Below are 15,307 nucleotides of genomic sequence, written 5' to 3' on the forward strand. Positions count from 1 at the left end.
GCTCGATGAACCTGCAGAACAAGTCCGCGCTCGTGACCGGTGGCGCATCGGGGCTGGGCCTCGCGACGGTCACCCGGCTCGTCGCGGGCGGCGCCCGGGTGGTCGCCGTCGACCTCCCGGCCGCGGACACCGCGGCGCTCACCGCGCTCGGCGACGCGGTCCGCTTCGTGCCCGCGGACGTCACCGACGAGGCCGCGGTGCAGGCGGCGGTCGACCTCGCGAACGACGAGGGCACGCTCGCGGTCGTCGTGAACTGCGCCGGCATCGGCAACGCGATCAAGACCACCGGCAAGAAGGGCCCGTTCCCAATGGACGCCTTCTCGAAGGTGATCTCGGTCAACCTGATCGGCACGTTCAACGTGATCCGCCTGGCCGCCACCGCGATCGCCGGAAACGATCTCGACGGCGAGGAACGAGGCGTCATCGTCAACACCGCGTCGGTCGCGGCCTTCGACGGCCAGATCGGGCAGGCCGCCTACTCCGCGTCCAAGGGCGGCGTCGTGGGCATGACCCTGCCGATCGCCCGTGACCTGGCTTCCGTCGCGATCCGTGTCGTCACCATCGCGCCGGGCCTGTTCCTCACGCCGCTGTTGGGCACTCTGCCGGAGGAGGCCCGCGCCTCGCTCGGCGCGCAGGTGCCGCACCCCGCGCGGCTCGGCGACCCGTCGGAGTACGCGGATCTCGTCGCCGCCGTCGTGGGCAACCCGATGCTCAACGGCGAGACCATTCGCCTCGACGGCGCCATCCGCATGGCCCCGCGCTGACCAGCCACCCCGAATCGTAAGGAACACAGCCATGACCGACGCCGTCATCGTCGACATCGTCCGCACCCCGTCCGGGAAGGGGAAGCCCGGCGGGGCACTGCATCCCGTACACCCCGTCGACCTGTTCGCGGGCGTCATCTCCGCCCTCATCGAGCGCAACGACCTCGACCCCGCCCTCGTGGAGGACGTCATCGGCGGATGCGTTCAGCAAGTGGGGGATCAGGCCCTGAACATCGCCCGGGTCTCGGCTCTGGCCGCGGGCCTGCCGATCGAGGTGCCCGGCACCACCATCGACCGCCAGTGCGGATCCTCGCAGCAGGCGGCGCATTTCGCGGCGCAGGGCGTGATCGCCGGCGCCTACGACGTGGTGATCGCCGGCGGTGTCGAGTCGATGAGCCGCGTGCCCATGGGGACCAGCCCCGTTGGCGGCGCGCCGTTCGCGCCGCTCGCGGCACGCTTCCCGAGCCTGCCGCACCAGGGCATCGGTGCCGAACTGCTCGCCGCGCGTGGCAAATTCGACCGTGAGGCGCTCGACGTCTTCGCGGCCGAGTCGCACCGCCGGGCGGCGCGCACCCAGGCCGACGGTGGCTTCGACACCGAGATCGTCCCCGTCGCGCTGCCCGACGGTGCCGTGCACACCGTCGACGAGACCGTCCGGGCGTCGACGACGGCCGAGAGCCTGGCCGGGCTGAAGCCGGCCTTCGCCGATCCCCGGTTCGCGGAGCAGTACCCGGAGATCGACTGGTCGATCACGCCCGGCAACTCGTCGCCGCTCACCGACGGTGCCTCCGCCGCGCTGATCATGAGCGCGGACAAGGCAGCGGCCCTGGGCCTGCGGCCGCGGGCGCGGTTCCACGCCTTCTCCGCGGTCGGCTCCGACCCCGAGGTCATGCTCAGCGGACCGATCCCCGCGACGCACAAGGTGCTCGCCCGCGCCGGTCTGCGGATCGACGACATCGACGCCTTCGAGGTGAACGAGGCCTTCGCCTCCGTGCCGATGGCCTGGGCCGCTGAGTTCGACGTCGACCCTGCGCGCCTGAACCCGCGTGGCGGCGCCATCGCGCTGGGCCACCCGCTCGGCGGCTCAGGTACCCGCCTGCTGACGACGCTGGTCAATCACCTGGAGGCCACCGGCGGCCGCTACGGCCTGCAGACGATGTGCGAGGGCAACGGCATGGCGAACGGAACGATCATCGAGCGTCTCTGAGCGATCGTGCGCCGGCGGGTCCGGTATCGTACGGCGCAGGGAAGCGTGGCAGAGCGGCCGAATGCACTCGCCTTGAAAGCGAGCGTGGGTGAAACCACCGGGGGTTCAAATCCCTCCGCTTCCGCAGGTAAAGCAGGGTCCCGGTGCTGACACGGCATCGGGACCTTCGAAACTTGCCACTCCTTGCCACTATCGCCGAAGGAATTCTCGGCGCTAGTTTCGGCGTGTCGTCCCGGCTGGCTGGTGATCATAGAAATCACCGATGGGATGTACACATGGCTCGACTACCCAGCTACATCACGCGCATCGACGGTCCGCGTGGATCCCGATACGAGGCGCGGATCAACGCCACTCTTCCCGGTGGGAAGCGACTCCAGCACCGGAAGCGGTTCCGGTCGCTCGACGAGGCGAAAGCGTGGCACGCGAAGACGACGGCGGAGCTCGCGGCCGGAACCCACACTGCGCCCAGCGACCTGACGGTGAGCGAGGCGGTCGAAGCCTGGCTCGCTGCGAAGGAGGTGCGCACGAAGCCCAGCACGGCCGCCGCGTACAAGTTCTCCTTGGCACCCGTGGTCGCCGCGTACGGCAACACGAAGGTGCAGAAGCTCTCGAAGGCGGATGTCGAGCGACTCGTCACCGATCTCCGCACCGGCGCGGGCGACCGCGGATTGTGGAGGCGCACCTCGATCAATCCGATGCTCGCTCGGTGGCGGAGGGTCTGGGCCGACCTGCATGCGGAGGGAGTCGTCGCGCGGAACGTCGTGGCATTGGTGGAGCCGCTGCGCAAGCCGAGTGGTGAGCCCGCGATGAAGGTCGATGACAGCCTCTCGGAGGCTGAGGTGGAGCTGCTGATCAAGGCGCACAGCGACGGCGTGGACAGTTACGCCCGACGACGTGAACCGTTCGTGCACCTGGCATTGCTCGGGCTCCGCCGCGGGGAACTCAGCGGGCTGCGCTGGAGCGCTGTCGACCTTTCTTCGGAGAATCCCACGTTCACGGTCGCCGCCACCCGGGTCGCGGTCACGGGGCGCGTCATCGAGCAGGACGACGCAAAGACCGCCTCCTCGTCGCGCACACTCCCGATCCCTCCGCACCTCCTGCCTATTCTCTGCCGTGCGCACGCGGACATGCAGGCCAACCGCGGAAGACTCGGGGAGCGGTGGGAGGGCGGCGACGATCCGTACTTGTTCGCGCTGGACCTCGGAGCGCCGCTCTCGCCGAGAACCTTGAACGCGTGGTGGAAGAAGAGTTTGGAGGACGCCAACCTGCCGCACCGCCGGCTGCATGCGTCGAGGCACACGGCTGCTTCGTTGCTGGCTCTGCGGGGTGCGCCGGTGCCGATGATCGCTGCGTGGCTCGGGCATGCCGATGGTGGCGTGCTGGCGATGCGCACCTATGTGCACACGCCGGGTGCTGCGCTCACGGATACTGCCGCACTGCTTAGCCATGAGACCTGACGCCGTTCCGCTGACGCGACGATCGGGGCGCGACACCACCGCGGTGGCGGATGCCGCACCCGGACGGTCGGGTCCAGCGGCTCGGGTCGGCAGAGGCGAGGTGGACCTGCCGCAGCGTGTCGCGGAGGGTGACGGCAGCGGTACGCAGCGCATCGAGGTCGCCGCTCTTGTGCCTCGTGAACCCGAGCAGAAGCTGGTCCATGTCGGCGTCGCTGCTCGTGGCCGAGATCGTCATCGCCGGGGTGATGGCGCTGGGTTGCGGCGCGTCCACCCGACCCAGCGCAGAGGGTCGTCGGCGCTACCACCGCGGGCGATCCGCGTGGGGCGTGGCGCAGTCAACGACTCCCACGGCTACGAGTCCAAGTAGGCAGATGTCAAGGCGAACCTTCGGCTATCGAACCTAGAGTCCGCCGTCGAAGCCGGCGCCGCGTTCAAGGCGCTCTGCCCTGTGCACAACCCGGAGGGCACGATTCTCGGCCACGAGGCCTAGACGCGTCACACCAATGCGCTGCCGCCGTTCGTCGTTGTTGCGTTCGACACGAACATCGCGGAGATGACGCTGCTCGCGCGGCCGGCCGATGGAGCCGATGTCGAGCAGGCAGACCCCGAGTCCACACCGCAGCCGCCGGTCGACGCCGTGTGAATGACTCGAATCCTGGGCAGGTATGTCCTCTGGAGGGTCTGTTTGGTCGACAACCCCATGTTCCGCGTGAGGTCCGGGGGCGAAGGCTGCCGCCGAGCGGATGCATGCTGACGGGCGATGTCCAGCGGCACTTGTTCAGCGGGCGGTGGGACATCGCCGCGAGCAACTCTGTGCGCCTGATAGGTCCGGGCGACCACGCGGCGTGGTCTGGCTGGGTGTCGCGTGCAGCGACTCCGCGATCGTGAGCGACGCGGAGAAGGCGCGCATCCGTGTGGCGATCCAGCGGCGCGAACTCGAAGCAGGGATTGAGCGGATGAACGAGGAGCGCGGGTGGCGGAGGTTGCCCGGGATTGAGCGCCTATGAATGGAGCCTACTTCTGAGCCCCACCGTCCTCGGCATAGCGATGTGTGCTACTGTGAAACCGGTTGACTTTCTTGGTGATACGCTCGCGAGAACTTCACGCGGCAGGTAGTCATCGAAATCCTGTATGTCAGTACTTCGACTTCGTAGAACTCCGCAGGCCCAGGCGCGAAATCGTTCGCCCTGCCAATTCACTTTCTCAGGAGATCTCCATGGCTCAAGGTACTGTCAAATGGTTCAACAGCGACAAGGGATTCGGCTTCATCACCCCCGACGACGGTGGCAAGGACCTGTTCGTCCACTTCACGGGCATCGTGGCCAACGGGGGCTTCCGCAACCTCGAGGAGAACAACCGCGTCTCCTACGACACGGAGGCGGGTGACCGAGGGCCGCAGGCGGTCGCGGTCCAGGTCCTGCCGTGACCGATGGCGGCGCTGATCGCGGTGAGCCCACCACCTGGTGGGGCAAGGTGCGACGCTCCGTAGACGACTTCTTCCTTCGCGGTGAGCAGGGAACGAAGCTCTACCCCTAACGGCTGATCTTCGGCCTACCGGGGAACTGGCCTCCGCCTATCGGCGGGGGCCAGTTTCGTCTGCGACGGCCCATAGCGCATGAAGTGTGGTCACTCTGACCCCGTCGCGGCGTGGCTGCCGACACCGTGGGCTGCCGGTGGCACAACGGTGAGCCGAACTATGTGCCCGCCGTCCACGTACACGTGCATCTCCTCACGCGGCTGACCATCCCCTGGGTCGCCGAGCAGGAGGCCACTGAGTCTCATCGTCCGAAGGCGCTCGATGGTCTCGTGGTTCCATGCGAATGTGATTCGCTCGACGCGCTGTCCGAGTGCCAGCCCGCAGCTGTATGCGAGGTCGTGGATCTCAGCGGCGTAGTCGGTCGAGCGGGGCCACCACAGGCCCGCTGTTAGCTCTTCGTCGAGGTCCAGGCGCACGCGCTCGGTGCCGGTGTCCAACCGATGCTTCGCGTGAGGAGAGTTCAACGCCGGTGTGAGCGTCGACTGTCGGTGGGATCCGATGGGCATTGACGACACCGCTTCATCTTCTAGTGAGGTGTAATGAAGTGGGCGCGCTCAAGCGGGGAGGTGACGCGCGGCGATCTCTTCTGCTGTCGATGTCGAGGCGTCGGGAGCGATGAGTGCGTAGATCACCGCGACCCGGGGGCCGGTGAAGACCACCAGGCCCGCGGTGACGAGGTGACGGGTCTCGATGACGGTGCCGTCGCGTGCTGGAAGCTGTCGGACTCGGGTGGTCCAGTCCGCAGGGCTGAAGTGGATGCACTCGAGGGTCTGCAGTTTCAAGCCGACGGATGGGAGGACGGTGGGGAGCTCTGTCTGGAGGTCACGGCTGCGAGGCCACCACACTCCATCGATCCCGCGGGCGAGCGAGGAGCGGGGCGGCAGGAGCACTCGGCCCGGTATCGGCGTCGGGACTCCGTCCCGAGCTGGCCCCCGATCGAGGAGCCGGCGCAGAGCCTCGGGCCCGGGGTGAGCGCGTGAACTCACTCGGTGCCCGCGTCCGTGGACATGACGGTCCGCGCGTCGTCCCGCGCGGTGGTCAGGGCAGCGATGACGCTGTCGAGTACCGCCACTGGGATCCCGATTCGGCGCGGTGACTTCTGGTCGGTGACCAGTAGCTCGACGTCAGCGGCAGAGATCTCGCCAGCACTGTTGTTGAGGGTCTTGATCGTGGTCTCGATGGTGACTTGCCGGTGCGTGAGCGTGCGGGCGGACCACCACCGTTCGACGGAGCCATCGAGGTTGCGGTACGTCGTGATGGGATCCATAGACATGCGCAGTGGGGCGTTCATGGCGTCACCTCAGCGGGCCGCATGGCGGTTCGGGAAGGCGGTGGGGCGTGACCGCCCTCGTCGTCCCACACGCGTTCAGCGACCTGACGTTGATGAATCCTGGCAGTGGTGTCGGCGGCTTCCTCGTTGAGTGCGTGCGCGGATTGGGTCACCGCGCCGGTCATCGCGAGCATGGATGCCAGCTCCGCGACCTCGGGCTCGGTGCCGGGAGGGATCAGAGCAAATACCAATGACGTTCGGATGCCGACGAACCGGACTGTGTCGAGTTCCTGGGTGGTGTAGCCGTCTAGCCGAACGATGTCGCCGTCGATCGATACCTTGCGAGGGACTGAGTCCCAGTTCGAGTAGCGGTAACACACTCTCTCGAGATGGCAGACCCGATCGCGGAGGAGAGGGTAGACCTGCAGCAGCTCGTCGCGCAGGTTGCGTGATCGCGGCCACCAGACGCCGTCGACCGCGCCGACGATCGATCCGAGCGGTTTCAGTTCGAACCGCGCCGATTCGAGGGGCAATAGGTGAAGTGGATGCGTCATGAGGACGCTCCGATCCGGAACAGAATTCCGCTGAGCAAGTCGAGAGCACCAAGCGGATCCCGGTGGGAAATCAACTCCTCTTAAGCGTACGCCTGTGATCGACATGTCGGGCACCGGCGAGTCTTATCGTTCGTCCGACGAACAGGATTCAGTGCCCGTTGGAGCGCGGTTCGCCGGTTGCCTCTCCGGCTTGTGCGTGAGTGAGGCGAGGGACTAGCCGACCTGGCGTCGGCTCCACCTCGCGCCGCAGCAGATCCATGAGCTCCTCGGCGTATCGGACAAGGCCGGTCGAGTCGATGCGGTGAGGGGCGGCGCTGCGGCTGTGCCCGATCCGAACTGCCGCACGTTCGAGCAAGACGATCGCTCCCTTCGGATTACGCCGCTGTACATGGGTGATGCCGACCGCGAGTTGCGCGAGCCCTTGCCAGAGCTGGCTCTCCTCGCCTGGGCGGCTCTTCCACGCACTCTCGAGGACCTCGTGCGCGGTGAAGGCGTACCCGCGGTTCAGCGAGTCTTGCGCCCAGCACAACGCAACCTCCGGCGGAAGGTCCAAGTCGTCGGGTACACGGTCGATCCCGACGCGCCCGATGGGGAGGGGACGACCGAGACGATCGCGTGGGCGGGCATTTCGTGCCCGTCCATCGGAGTCGCGATCGCGCTCCCGACCACCTGAACTACTCACGGGCTCTATCGTGCCGCAACACAGCGGAGCTCGTCGATAGCGTGCATCGCTCCTGTGCGGTCTCGGTCTCGCAGGACCTCTCTTGGCTGTGGCGAGGGCGTACAGTAGGGGATAGCCGGATCCATATCTGACAGGTTTCTGTTCAGCGTCTCCGGTGAGACGACGACCACCGTATGGTCAGTCAGGTGGCCGAGATGCCCACTACTCGCAGTACTCCCCACTCCCACGCACTTGAAGAGCTTCCACGAAGCCGCCTCTACGGGCATATGCGTGACTATCGTCGCTCCCGGCCCGGGCATACCGCTCCTGCAGAGAGCATCGTCGCCGGCATCCAGGAACAAGACGCACGGTTCGTGCTCGGAGACCTCCTCGCCGAGTGGGACCTACTCTTCTACCCAGCCGCCGACAACAAGCAACCAGACGTGCGCGGCGACGTCCTCGCACGTCGCACGGTGAGGCGTGCACGTCACTCGCGGACCGAGGTCGTCGACAGTGACACACACCCGGTGATCCTGCTGGCGACGGATGTTCCGCGCAGCGAGATCAGCGCGATCTGGCGGAAGGTCCTGCACTCGGTCGAATCCGGCGGCACCCTGTCCGACGTCCTCGTCGAAGCCGACAAGCCGCACCGCACCCCATGACGTACCGCGCCGACCTGCCACCAGTGACAAGGAAATTCAACACCCAGATCGCCAGCGCGCTCGACCTAGACAACGTCGACCCTGCCACCGCTTCAGCGATCAGAACGCTGAGCACCCTGTTCCTCAACGCCTTAGCCGAACTCGAGAACGACCTGATCATCAACACTCGCTCCCGGCACGCATACTCGTCTCTACGGTGGCACCTGAGCCCCTGGGAATCAAGCCCGGCGAGCCCTCCCAGCCGCCGAGCAGGCGAGGACCTTCTCGACTAGGCGAAACCACGCAAGGCCCTGATCCGGCCCAGGCCAGGTACCGGGAGTCATTGCGCGAACCGATGCTACGACGTGGGCGACCGCTCGTGGCAAGGAAATGTCTGGGAGCAACAGATGACGCAGATGAGCACACAACTTCGACCGAGAGCATCCCGCGACCTGTTTGGTTTGCAGGCCGACGATGTCGAGCGCCTCGGTTCTGAACTCGACAACCTGCACCGAGTATTGGCCCACTCACTAGGTACCCGAGACGCTACCTACATCCACCGAGTGATCGCCGCGCAGCGAGCGCTCGACGTTATCGCGCGGATCACAATCGGTATGACGCGGACACGAGTCGGGTGGCTACTCGGCACCGCCGGGCTCGCGCTGGCCAAGATCATCGAGAACATGGAGATCGGCCACAACGTGATGCATGGGCAATGGGACTGGATGAACGATCCGGAAATCCACTCCACAACGTGGGAATGGGACATGGTGTCGGTGTCGCAGCACTGGCGTCACTCACACAACTACCTGCATCACGTCAACACCAACATCGCAGGCGTCGACGACGACCTCGGATTCGGCGTGATGCACGTAACCACTGACCGTCCCTGGCGGCCACTCGACCTTGCCCAGCCGGCCCGCGCCGCACTGCTAGCGGTGCTCTTCGAATGGGGCATCGCACTGCAGGGCTACTACGCAGCACGCGACAGCGCCCCCACCCCAGAACTCAGAGCAGAGGCCAAACGGAAACTACTCCGCAAGATTCGCAACCAGTGCACGAAAGACTACCTCTGGTACCCGCTTCTGAGCACGACACGGTGGCGACGCACGCTCACCGCAAACGCCACCGCCAACGTCCTTCGGAACATCTGGGCCTACATCGTGATCATGTGCGGTCACATCCCCAGCGACGCCGCCCGCTTCACCTCATCAGCCGCCCGCAGCGAGACGCGCGGCGCATGGTACGCACGGCAGATGGCAGGGTCCAGCGACTTTCGAGCAGGCCCCATCCTCGGGTTCCTTACTGGGCACCTCAGCCACCAAATCGAACATCACCTCTTCCCGACGTTGCCCAGTCGCCGGCTCGACGAAGCGAAGAAGGCCATCGAACAGATCTGCAACAACCACAGCGTCCCACTACCGACCAGTTCGTTCCTGCACCAGGTCGTCGACTCCCATCGCCCTGTCATCGCACTGGCCCGACCACCCCGCAGCACCTTCTTCAAAGGACGAGACCATGAGTGATAAGTCGCCCCGGCAACACATGTCCAAGACCTCCGACAAGTCGATCAAGCAGAAACGCGCCGACAAGCGTGCGAAAGCAGACCGTGCGTTCAGTGACCACGCGGAACTGAAGCGGAAGTGACAGCTGTTCGTGCATCCTCGACCTTGGGTATCGTCGGAACGTCGGCGAAGGAGAGCGAGTACCGCTTGCCCGTCCACCCCGCCCACCTGGCGCGAATCGCACCCGAGATACGTGCCCGCACTACACTCGAGCGTGGCTACGGCGAACGCTTCGGCGTCTCCGACGCATACCTCGCGCCGATCGTCGGAGGGTTCAGCGACCGTCAGACACTGATCGCTGAATCCGACGTAGTAATACTCCCGAAGCCCCAGCACAGCGACGTCGCAACCCTCCACGAAGGCGCGACACTTTGGGGCTGGCCCCACTGCGTGCAAGATCCAGTCATCACGCAGATCGCCATCGACCGCAGCCTCACACTCATCGCGTTCGAAGCCATGAACCACTGGGCACTCGACGGCAGCATGGGCGTGCACGTCTTCCACAAGAACAACGAGCTCGCTGGCTACTGCTCCGTACTGCACGCCTTGCAACTGACGGGATCCACCGGAGACTACGGTCGGCGCCTCACCGCCGTCGTGATCGGGTTCGGGGCGACAGCGCGGGGCGCGGTGACCGCGCTCAACGCCCACGGCGTGCACGACGTACACGTGCTCACAAACCGCTCAGTTGCCGCCGTCGGATCTCCCATCCACTCAGTTCAGATCACACAGTTCGACCACGACGACCAGACTCCCTACCTAAGCCATGTAATAACCGATCGTGGCCGACTTCCACTCGCCCCGTTCCTCGCCGAGCGCGACATCATCGTCAATTGCACCCTCCAGGACGCAAACCACCCCCTCGTGTACCTGAACGAATCTGACCTCAGCGCCTTCCAACCAGGCACCCTCATCGTCGACGTCTCCTGCGACCTCGCCATGGGATTTAGCTGGGCTCGTCCGACGAGCTTCGAATCGCCGATGTTCGAGGTCGGCGACCGCATCGCGTACTACGCGGTCGACCACAGCCCGTCATACCTCTGGAAATCCGCAACCTGGGAGAACAGCGAAGCTCTCCTCCCCTTCATAGACACGGTCATGGCCGGCCCAGACACCTACGAAAGCCACGAGACAATCCGCCGCGCCATCGAGATCCGCAACGGAAACATCGTGAACCCGAGCATTCTGTCGTTCCAAGGTCGCCCTGCTACGTACCCGCACTGAAAGGACGAGTCTGCCAGGCGCACCGGAACAAGTCGCTACTAGCGTCTGCGAAGACGTCACGTGCGCCAGCAGCGCGACTGACCTGTTCGGCCAACCGGGCGAGCTGACTTCGGCTCACCGCGAGCCGAAAACTCTCCGTCCTCGTAGGCCAGGATGTGCCGCGCCATCCAAGGCTCTCGTTATCACGGTCCAGGTAAGTCCTGGTGTGCGGAAGCGCGGCTCGGCAGCGATGAACTCCCCAGGAACGCGTTCGGCCTTCGCTATCGCTTGATCCTGGGATCGGCCGGGCTCACCGTCGGTCAGCGGCTCGGGTCGGTGCGGCAACCGGTCACGCCGAGCTGGTCGCGATCAACGCGACGGAGCTGGCTCTCGCCCAGCGGGGTGGCCCAGACCTCGCCGCCGAACCCCGTGATCACCTGGCTGCAGACACTGTCGACGCTGCGCTGCTCAAGGGTGGCCGGCGGGGGCACCCCGGCCGAGCGCTGCGGGGTGAAGGTGAGCGCGAGCAGCACGCCGATGACGAGCGCCAGCGCGGCGATCAGGCCGGTGCGGACGAGGGGGCGGGCGAAGATATTCATGGCTGTTCTCCTTGATCGGGATCAGTTCGGGATGGTGGCGGGCGGCGGGATGGGGACGCCGTTGACGCCGGGGATGGTCTCGCCGGCGATCGGAGTGAGGGCGAGACCGACGCCGACGGTGCCGGGAAGGATGTAGACCTGGCCGTGCCAGCGCACGTAGGTGTTCCCGTAGTCGGCGGTCCAGCGGAAGGGCTCCGGTGCGCTCGGGTCATCCACGGTGGGAATTCCCTCGGCCGGGGTGCAGCGGCCCGGCTCGTAGTCCGGGTCGGCTCGCCACGCGGCCTCGGTGCCACGATCGCGAGTCAGGCGGGAGGAGCCGGTGCCGTTGTCGTGCAGCGCGTAGAGGGCGCCGTCCGGCGACAGCCGGACCCAGGCGCACCCGCGGCCCGTGCCGAAGACGTAGGGCTTGCCGTCCTTCGCGGCGCCCTCCACGGTGCCGACATCGGTGCCGAGGTACGGCAGGCCGAGGCGGGCCGCAGCGGCCCGGCCCGCATCCGCCTGGTCGGCGTTGGCGGGCGCGGTGCTGCTCGGGGCGGTCGGGGAGCTGCTCCGCGCGGCGACGGGCTCGCCGGCGGTCGTGCCGCACGCGGTGAGGGTGAGAGCGACCGCGGCGAGGGTGGCGGTGCCGATGAACGTGTACTTCACGGGATGTCCTTTCTGGACGGGGTCGGTGTCGGTGGGGTGGGCGGTGAGCGAAGCGGTCTAGGCGAGGGCGGGCCGGACACCTCCGCGGCGAGCTCGGCGCGGGCCGCGATGAGCTTGGCGACAGTGCGCTTGTTCGCGACCTTCGCGCGGTCGATCGCGGTCTGCGAGTGGCCGGCGTCGAGGCGTGCGTACACCGCAGCAATCGTTTCGACCGGCAGCTCGGATGCGCCGGCCTGCACCACCACCTCGGCCTGCTCGCGATGCACCGGCTGCACCACCGGCACCTGCTCCGACTCGGTGGTGCGCTGGCGCACCGGCTGCGACTGCACCGCGACGAGGTGACGCTCCTCGGTGTGCACCGCTTCGGTCTCAACCTCCTGGTGCACCAGTGCACCAGGCCGGTGCACCACCTCGTTGTCGCTGGTCACCGTCGGTGCACCGGCCTGCTCCACGGGCTCAGGTGCAGTCTCCGTGGACTGGTGCACCGCCTGCTCCACGGCGGGCTGGACGGGCTGATGCACCGGGGCGAGCCACGTGAGGGTGTCGGGGTACGTCAGTGCATCTGCGTCCTCGACGTGGTGCACCGGGGTCTGCACCGCCTGCACCGGCTGCTCCGCGTCGGCGGGGGCGCTTCGCCACCATGCACGCACGCGCTGCGGGAGGGTAGGGCGGACGGCCTTCGCCTTGCGTCGCGGCCGCGTCGCGGCCACCAGTCCCACGGTGCAGACCGCGATCAGGCCATCCAGGATCAGCGGGAACAGTGCGGCGTCCGCCCATCCGTACCCGTAGCCGATCGCGAGGTCCCTGATCGCCGCGAAGCTGAGTCGGAACGCCGCGCCGGCCAGCAGCACGATCGCCCCAAGGAAGAACCAGAACACCGCGCTCCGGTCCGCAGCTGCTCGGGTCCATGCGGCCATGAGGTGGAAGAGGCCGAGCAGAGCGACGGGTGCCAGCATCGCGAACAGCACCGGGCCGACCGCCGCGAGGGTGAGTCCATGGGTGACCAGGGCGTGCGCGATGTTGGCGGCGACGCTGGCGAGGGTGGCCGCGACCAGCAAGGTCCAGAGGATGGCGCGGACTTCACGCATGGGATCCAGTGCCTTGTCGGCGGACGTCATGTACTTCTCCTCGTCATGTACCTTGACCTGCGGAAACGGCGCCACCGGCCGGTCCGGTTGATCGACGGCCACGGTGGCGGTTCCCGCCGACCACTCCGGCTGATCGACGGCCACGGCGCTCGTAGCGGGTGTTGTGGCGGTCCTTGTAGCGCGGGTTGTAGCGGAACCCGGGTTGCGTTTCGGCTCGTCCACACCCTCGAAGCCGGGGTAAACTTGCAGGTCGCGGGTCTGGAAACACATACCCCCACCCTCAGCGGGGTCGGCCGGACCGGTCACGGCGGAAGGCGCTTGTAGCGCGGGGGTGATCATGCGTTTGCCTCGCGTTCGACGCGTGCATCGGCGATCATCTGTGCGACGGCGTGGCGCCCCAGACCGATCCGGTCGGCCAGCGCGCGCTCGGAGACGCCGGCCTCGTGCAGCAACAGGAGCGTGTGTGCGATCCGCCGCCGGCGTCCCTTTTCGCCCCGGACCCAGCGTTCGAGACCCGCGAGGGCGTCGTCCGCGGTGAACGGATCTTCCGGGTGCCCCTCCAGCTTCTGCGCCGCGATGGTGATCGTCGCGCGGAGCTGGCTGGCCGCGCCGCGCAGCGCGTCGGTGGCGGCGGCCGCCGCTGCCGGATCCTTGGTCACGAACCTGGTCATTACGCACCTCCTTCGATGTGTCCCGGCCGTGACTGCGCGCGTGTCCAGACCGTGAGACGGCATGTCCGCACCGTGACTGACGGCGTGTCCGCACCGTGGGTGAGAGCGTGTCCCGACCGTGACTGGCTCGCACGGGTGACGGAAATGCGCTGGTCAGCGGACCGCAGGGCGCTCATGCGTTCACCCACGTGCCGTCGGGGAGCTGCGACATGGGCCGCCCACGGCCCACCGCGCGGGTCGGTGCCAGGTTCTCGCTCAGGGTGGTCGGCCTCACGCCGACCTTGCGGGCGGTCGTGGTCACCGCGGCGCCGCCGAGCACTGCCACGCCGAGCACCGCGTACTCGAGCTTCCGGATCGCGTCCGCGGCGCCGCGCAGCGAGGCGATAGCTTCGACGAGCTGCTGCGGGGTCGGCGGAGTCTCGGACTGCGTGAGCGCGTAGAGCGGAGCAGCTGCTGCACCCATCGCATCGAACAGTCGCTTCACGGCGGGACCGGCGAGATCGGCGGCGGCTGCCTTGTTGGCCTCGCTCGGGTTCATCTTGAGGTTCATCTCGTACATGGGGTCTCCTTGAGTCAGTTGATGTGCTTGAAGGCCTTGGAGCGCGGCGGCGATCCGGGTCGGTAGTCGCGGCTCGCGATGTCCCAGGTCGCCCTCGCCGGATCAGGTTCGAGCTCGCCGGTCGCGGTGCTGCGTCTGTCGAGCTCGACGGTTCCGAGGTCCTCGACGGTGCCGGCGAGCTCGTGCTTGGCGTCGCCTTCCCAGCCACCCCACTGCTGCCATGCGCCCTGCCCCCCCAGCTGCGTCGGGCTCGACCGGGAACAGGTGACCCCACCGCGTGAGGCGCGGGGTACCGGCCATCGCACGATCTAGCGCCGCCGACGCCGCGGCGTCGTTGTAGAACGCCTGCATCTGCACGACACCGCCGTCGTCGGCCTGGACGATCCCCCGGCCGCGCATGCCCGGCTCGATACCCTCGCGGGCGGCCTTCGCCGCGTCGCGCACGTCCTCCTCGAACAGGCGCTGGATGTGCACGTCGCTCGTGACTGCGCTCGTTGATTCTCCCCAGTTCTGCTAACTGAATCTCCCCACTTGTGTGCACCCGCCAAGTAATGGGCGGGGCCTCCCCGTGATGCTGGTGGTCTCTGACCACGCACCAGCCCTTCGAGGGAGGCCCCGCTCGTTCATGCTCACACAAGGAGAGACCGTGGAAGCACATGCTCTGCGCAAGCAGGGGTGGACGATCTCAGCGATCGCCCGTCATCTGGGACGGGACCGTAAGACCGTCCGCAACTATCTCAACGGGGTCACCGAGCCGGGTGTCCGCCACCGGGACGAGGACCCGTTCGAGCCGTTCGCCGAGTACGTCACCAGCCGCTTGCTCGAGGACCCGCATCTGTGGGCGCAGACCCTGTTCGACGAACTCGTCGAGATGCGGTTCAAGCAG

General features: G+C 67.1%; 21 protein-coding genes and 1 tRNA gene. 10 read left to right on the forward strand and 12 right to left on the reverse strand.

Annotation, left to right across the window (positions count from 1 at the left end; translation table 11 throughout):
• Positions 1-5: 5 nt before the first annotated feature.
• The 4 genes from AXK60_RS06710 (at position 6) to AXK60_RS06725 (ending at position 3,428) form a co-directional block, all read left to right on the forward strand.
• Positions 6-764: a 3-hydroxyacyl-CoA dehydrogenase gene (locus AXK60_RS06710; RefSeq protein WP_068570294.1), complete on the forward strand. Its 759-nt coding sequence runs from the start codon at positions 6-8 to the stop codon at positions 762-764.
• Positions 765-795: 31 nt separating this feature from the next.
• Complete coding sequence (locus tag AXK60_RS06715; RefSeq protein ID WP_068570295.1) at positions 796-1,971, forward strand: thiolase family protein; 1,176 nt, start codon at positions 796-798, stop codon at positions 1,969-1,971.
• A 39-nt stretch (positions 1,972-2,010) separates the two neighbouring features.
• Positions 2,011-2,095: transfer RNA gene (locus tag AXK60_RS06720), tRNA-Ser, on the forward strand.
• Positions 2,096-2,246: 151 nt separating this feature from the next.
• Positions 2,247-3,428, forward strand: coding sequence for a site-specific integrase (locus tag AXK60_RS06725; RefSeq protein ID WP_068570296.1), 1,182 nt, complete (start codon positions 2,247-2,249; stop codon positions 3,426-3,428).
• Here the strand turns inward: AXK60_RS06725 and AXK60_RS06730 are convergent.
• Positions 3,412-3,699, reverse strand: a complete 288-nt coding sequence (locus AXK60_RS06730; protein ID WP_068570297.1) for a hypothetical protein — start codon at positions 3,697-3,699, stop codon at positions 3,412-3,414. The genes AXK60_RS06725 and AXK60_RS06730 overlap by 17 nt on opposite strands.
• 945 nt (positions 3,700-4,644) lie before the next feature.
• Here AXK60_RS06730 and AXK60_RS06735 point away from each other — a divergent pair.
• Positions 4,645-4,854: a cold-shock protein gene (locus AXK60_RS06735; protein ID WP_068570298.1), complete on the forward strand. Its 210-nt coding sequence runs from the start codon at positions 4,645-4,647 to the stop codon at positions 4,852-4,854.
• A 200-nt stretch (positions 4,855-5,054) separates the two neighbouring features.
• On the opposite strand, the gene AXK60_RS06740 is transcribed toward AXK60_RS06735, so the two are convergent.
• The 5 genes from AXK60_RS06740 to AXK60_RS25660 all read right to left on the reverse strand — a co-directional run bounded on the left by AXK60_RS06740 (position 5,055) and on the right by AXK60_RS25660 (position 7,471).
• Positions 5,055-5,402, reverse strand: a complete 348-nt coding sequence (locus tag AXK60_RS06740; protein WP_068570299.1) for a DUF5994 family protein — start codon at positions 5,400-5,402, stop codon at positions 5,055-5,057.
• Positions 5,403-5,519: 117 nt separating this feature from the next.
• Positions 5,520-5,951 carry a DUF5994 family protein gene (locus tag AXK60_RS06745; protein WP_238600383.1) on the reverse strand — a complete coding sequence of 144 codons (432 nt, stop codon included), beginning with the start codon at positions 5,949-5,951 and terminating at the stop codon, positions 5,520-5,522.
• Positions 5,948-6,256, reverse strand: coding sequence for a hypothetical protein (locus AXK60_RS06750; RefSeq protein WP_139057786.1), 309 nt, complete (start codon positions 6,254-6,256; stop codon positions 5,948-5,950). Before AXK60_RS06750 ends, AXK60_RS06745 begins: the two co-directional genes overlap by 4 nt.
• On the reverse strand, positions 6,253-6,789 hold the full coding sequence (locus AXK60_RS06755) for a DUF5994 family protein (RefSeq protein ID WP_139057787.1): 537 nt from the start codon (positions 6,787-6,789) through the stop codon (positions 6,253-6,255). Before AXK60_RS06755 ends, AXK60_RS06750 begins: the two co-directional genes overlap by 4 nt.
• A 148-nt stretch (positions 6,790-6,937) precedes the next feature.
• The gene (locus AXK60_RS25660) at positions 6,938-7,471 is read right to left on the reverse strand and encodes a DUF309 domain-containing protein (protein WP_082777865.1); all 534 of its coding nucleotides are present in this window, start codon (positions 7,469-7,471) and stop codon (positions 6,938-6,940) included.
• Positions 7,472-7,665: 194 nt separating this feature from the next.
• On the opposite strand from AXK60_RS25660, the gene AXK60_RS06765 reads away from it, so the two are divergent.
• From AXK60_RS06765 to AXK60_RS06775, 4 genes are all read left to right on the forward strand, one after another.
• Positions 7,666-8,112: a hypothetical protein gene (locus tag AXK60_RS06765; RefSeq protein ID WP_068570320.1), complete on the forward strand. Its 447-nt coding sequence runs from the start codon at positions 7,666-7,668 to the stop codon at positions 8,110-8,112.
• A 386-nt stretch (positions 8,113-8,498) separates the two neighbouring features.
• Positions 8,499-9,617 (forward strand): fatty acid desaturase family protein, encoded by a 1,119-nt coding sequence (locus tag AXK60_RS06770; protein ID WP_231855483.1) that lies wholly within the window; start codon positions 8,499-8,501, stop codon positions 9,615-9,617.
• On the forward strand, positions 9,610-9,738 hold the full coding sequence (locus tag AXK60_RS27790) for a hypothetical protein (RefSeq protein ID WP_269451157.1): 129 nt from the start codon (positions 9,610-9,612) through the stop codon (positions 9,736-9,738). The genes AXK60_RS06770 and AXK60_RS27790 overlap by 8 nt, the downstream gene beginning before the upstream one ends.
• A 23-nt stretch (positions 9,739-9,761) precedes the next feature.
• On the forward strand, positions 9,762-10,880 hold the full coding sequence (locus AXK60_RS06775; RefSeq protein ID WP_231855482.1) for a N(5)-(carboxyethyl)ornithine synthase: 1,119 nt from the start codon (positions 9,762-9,764) through the stop codon (positions 10,878-10,880).
• Between the two features lie 299 nt (positions 10,881-11,179).
• Here the strand turns inward: AXK60_RS06775 and AXK60_RS06780 are convergent, their stop codons facing one another.
• From AXK60_RS06780 to AXK60_RS06805, 6 genes are all read right to left on the reverse strand, one after another.
• Positions 11,180-11,458 carry a hypothetical protein gene (locus AXK60_RS06780; RefSeq protein WP_068570305.1) on the reverse strand — a complete coding sequence of 93 codons (279 nt, stop codon included), beginning with the start codon at positions 11,456-11,458 and terminating at the stop codon, positions 11,180-11,182.
• Between the two features lie 21 nt (positions 11,459-11,479).
• Positions 11,480-12,103 (reverse strand): hypothetical protein, encoded by a 624-nt coding sequence (locus tag AXK60_RS06785; RefSeq protein ID WP_068570306.1) that lies wholly within the window; start codon positions 12,101-12,103, stop codon positions 11,480-11,482.
• Positions 12,100-13,335 (reverse strand): DUF2637 domain-containing protein, encoded by a 1,236-nt coding sequence (locus AXK60_RS06790; RefSeq protein WP_068570307.1) that lies wholly within the window; start codon positions 13,333-13,335, stop codon positions 12,100-12,102. Before AXK60_RS06790 ends, AXK60_RS06785 begins: the two co-directional genes overlap by 4 nt.
• Before the next feature lie 191 nt (positions 13,336-13,526).
• A complete protein-coding gene (locus AXK60_RS06795; RefSeq protein WP_068570308.1) occupies positions 13,527-13,862 on the reverse strand; it encodes a chromosome partitioning protein in 336 nt (111 codons plus the stop codon).
• Between the two features lie 172 nt (positions 13,863-14,034).
• Entirely contained in the window at positions 14,035-14,421 is a 387-nt protein-coding gene (locus AXK60_RS06800) for a hypothetical protein (protein ID WP_068570309.1), read from the reverse strand.
• A 14-nt stretch (positions 14,422-14,435) separates the two neighbouring features.
• Positions 14,436-14,726, reverse strand: coding sequence for a hypothetical protein (locus AXK60_RS06805; protein WP_068570310.1), 291 nt, complete (start codon positions 14,724-14,726; stop codon positions 14,436-14,438).
• Between the two features lie 320 nt (positions 14,727-15,046).
• Here AXK60_RS06805 and AXK60_RS06810 point away from each other — a divergent pair.
• A partial coding sequence (locus AXK60_RS06810) for a helix-turn-helix domain-containing protein (RefSeq protein WP_139057788.1) occupies positions 15,047-15,307 on the forward strand: 261 nt, incomplete at its 3' end.

The sequence above is a fragment of the Tsukamurella pseudospumae genome, from assembly GCF_001575195.1.
Taxonomy (GTDB): Bacteria; Actinomycetota; Actinomycetes; order Mycobacteriales; family Mycobacteriaceae; genus Tsukamurella; species Tsukamurella pseudospumae.

Excerpts from the sequence above, each read along its gene's own strand:
- AXK60_RS06710 (WP_068570294.1), top strand. The coding sequence starts at position 6 with ATGAACCTGCAGAACAAGTCCGCGCTCGTGACCGGTGGCGCATCGGGG.
- AXK60_RS06750 (WP_139057786.1), bottom strand. The coding sequence starts at position 6,256 with ATGAACGCCCCACTGCGCATGTCTATGGATCCCATCACGACGTACCGC.
- AXK60_RS06715 (WP_068570295.1), top strand. The coding sequence starts at position 796 with ATGACCGACGCCGTCATCGTCGACATCGTCCGCACCCCGTCCGGGAAG.
- AXK60_RS06765 (WP_068570320.1), top strand. The coding sequence starts at position 7,666 with ATGCCCACTACTCGCAGTACTCCCCACTCCCACGCACTTGAAGAGCTT.
- AXK60_RS06795 (WP_068570308.1), bottom strand. The coding sequence starts at position 13,862 with ATGACCAGGTTCGTGACCAAGGATCCGGCAGCGGCGGCCGCCGCCACC.
- AXK60_RS06800 (WP_068570309.1), bottom strand. The coding sequence starts at position 14,421 with ATGTACGAGATGAACCTCAAGATGAACCCGAGCGAGGCCAACAAGGCA.
- AXK60_RS06770 (WP_231855483.1), top strand. The coding sequence starts at position 8,499 with ATGACGCAGATGAGCACACAACTTCGACCGAGAGCATCCCGCGACCTG.
- AXK60_RS27790 (WP_269451157.1), top strand. The coding sequence starts at position 9,610 with ATGAGTGATAAGTCGCCCCGGCAACACATGTCCAAGACCTCCGACAAG.
- AXK60_RS06780 (WP_068570305.1), bottom strand. The coding sequence starts at position 11,458 with ATGAATATCTTCGCCCGCCCCCTCGTCCGCACCGGCCTGATCGCCGCG.
- AXK60_RS06755 (WP_139057787.1), bottom strand. The coding sequence starts at position 6,789 with ATGACGCATCCACTTCACCTATTGCCCCTCGAATCGGCGCGGTTCGAA.
- AXK60_RS06735 (WP_068570298.1), top strand. The coding sequence starts at position 4,645 with ATGGCTCAAGGTACTGTCAAATGGTTCAACAGCGACAAGGGATTCGGC.
- AXK60_RS06725 (WP_068570296.1), top strand. The coding sequence starts at position 2,247 with ATGGCTCGACTACCCAGCTACATCACGCGCATCGACGGTCCGCGTGGA.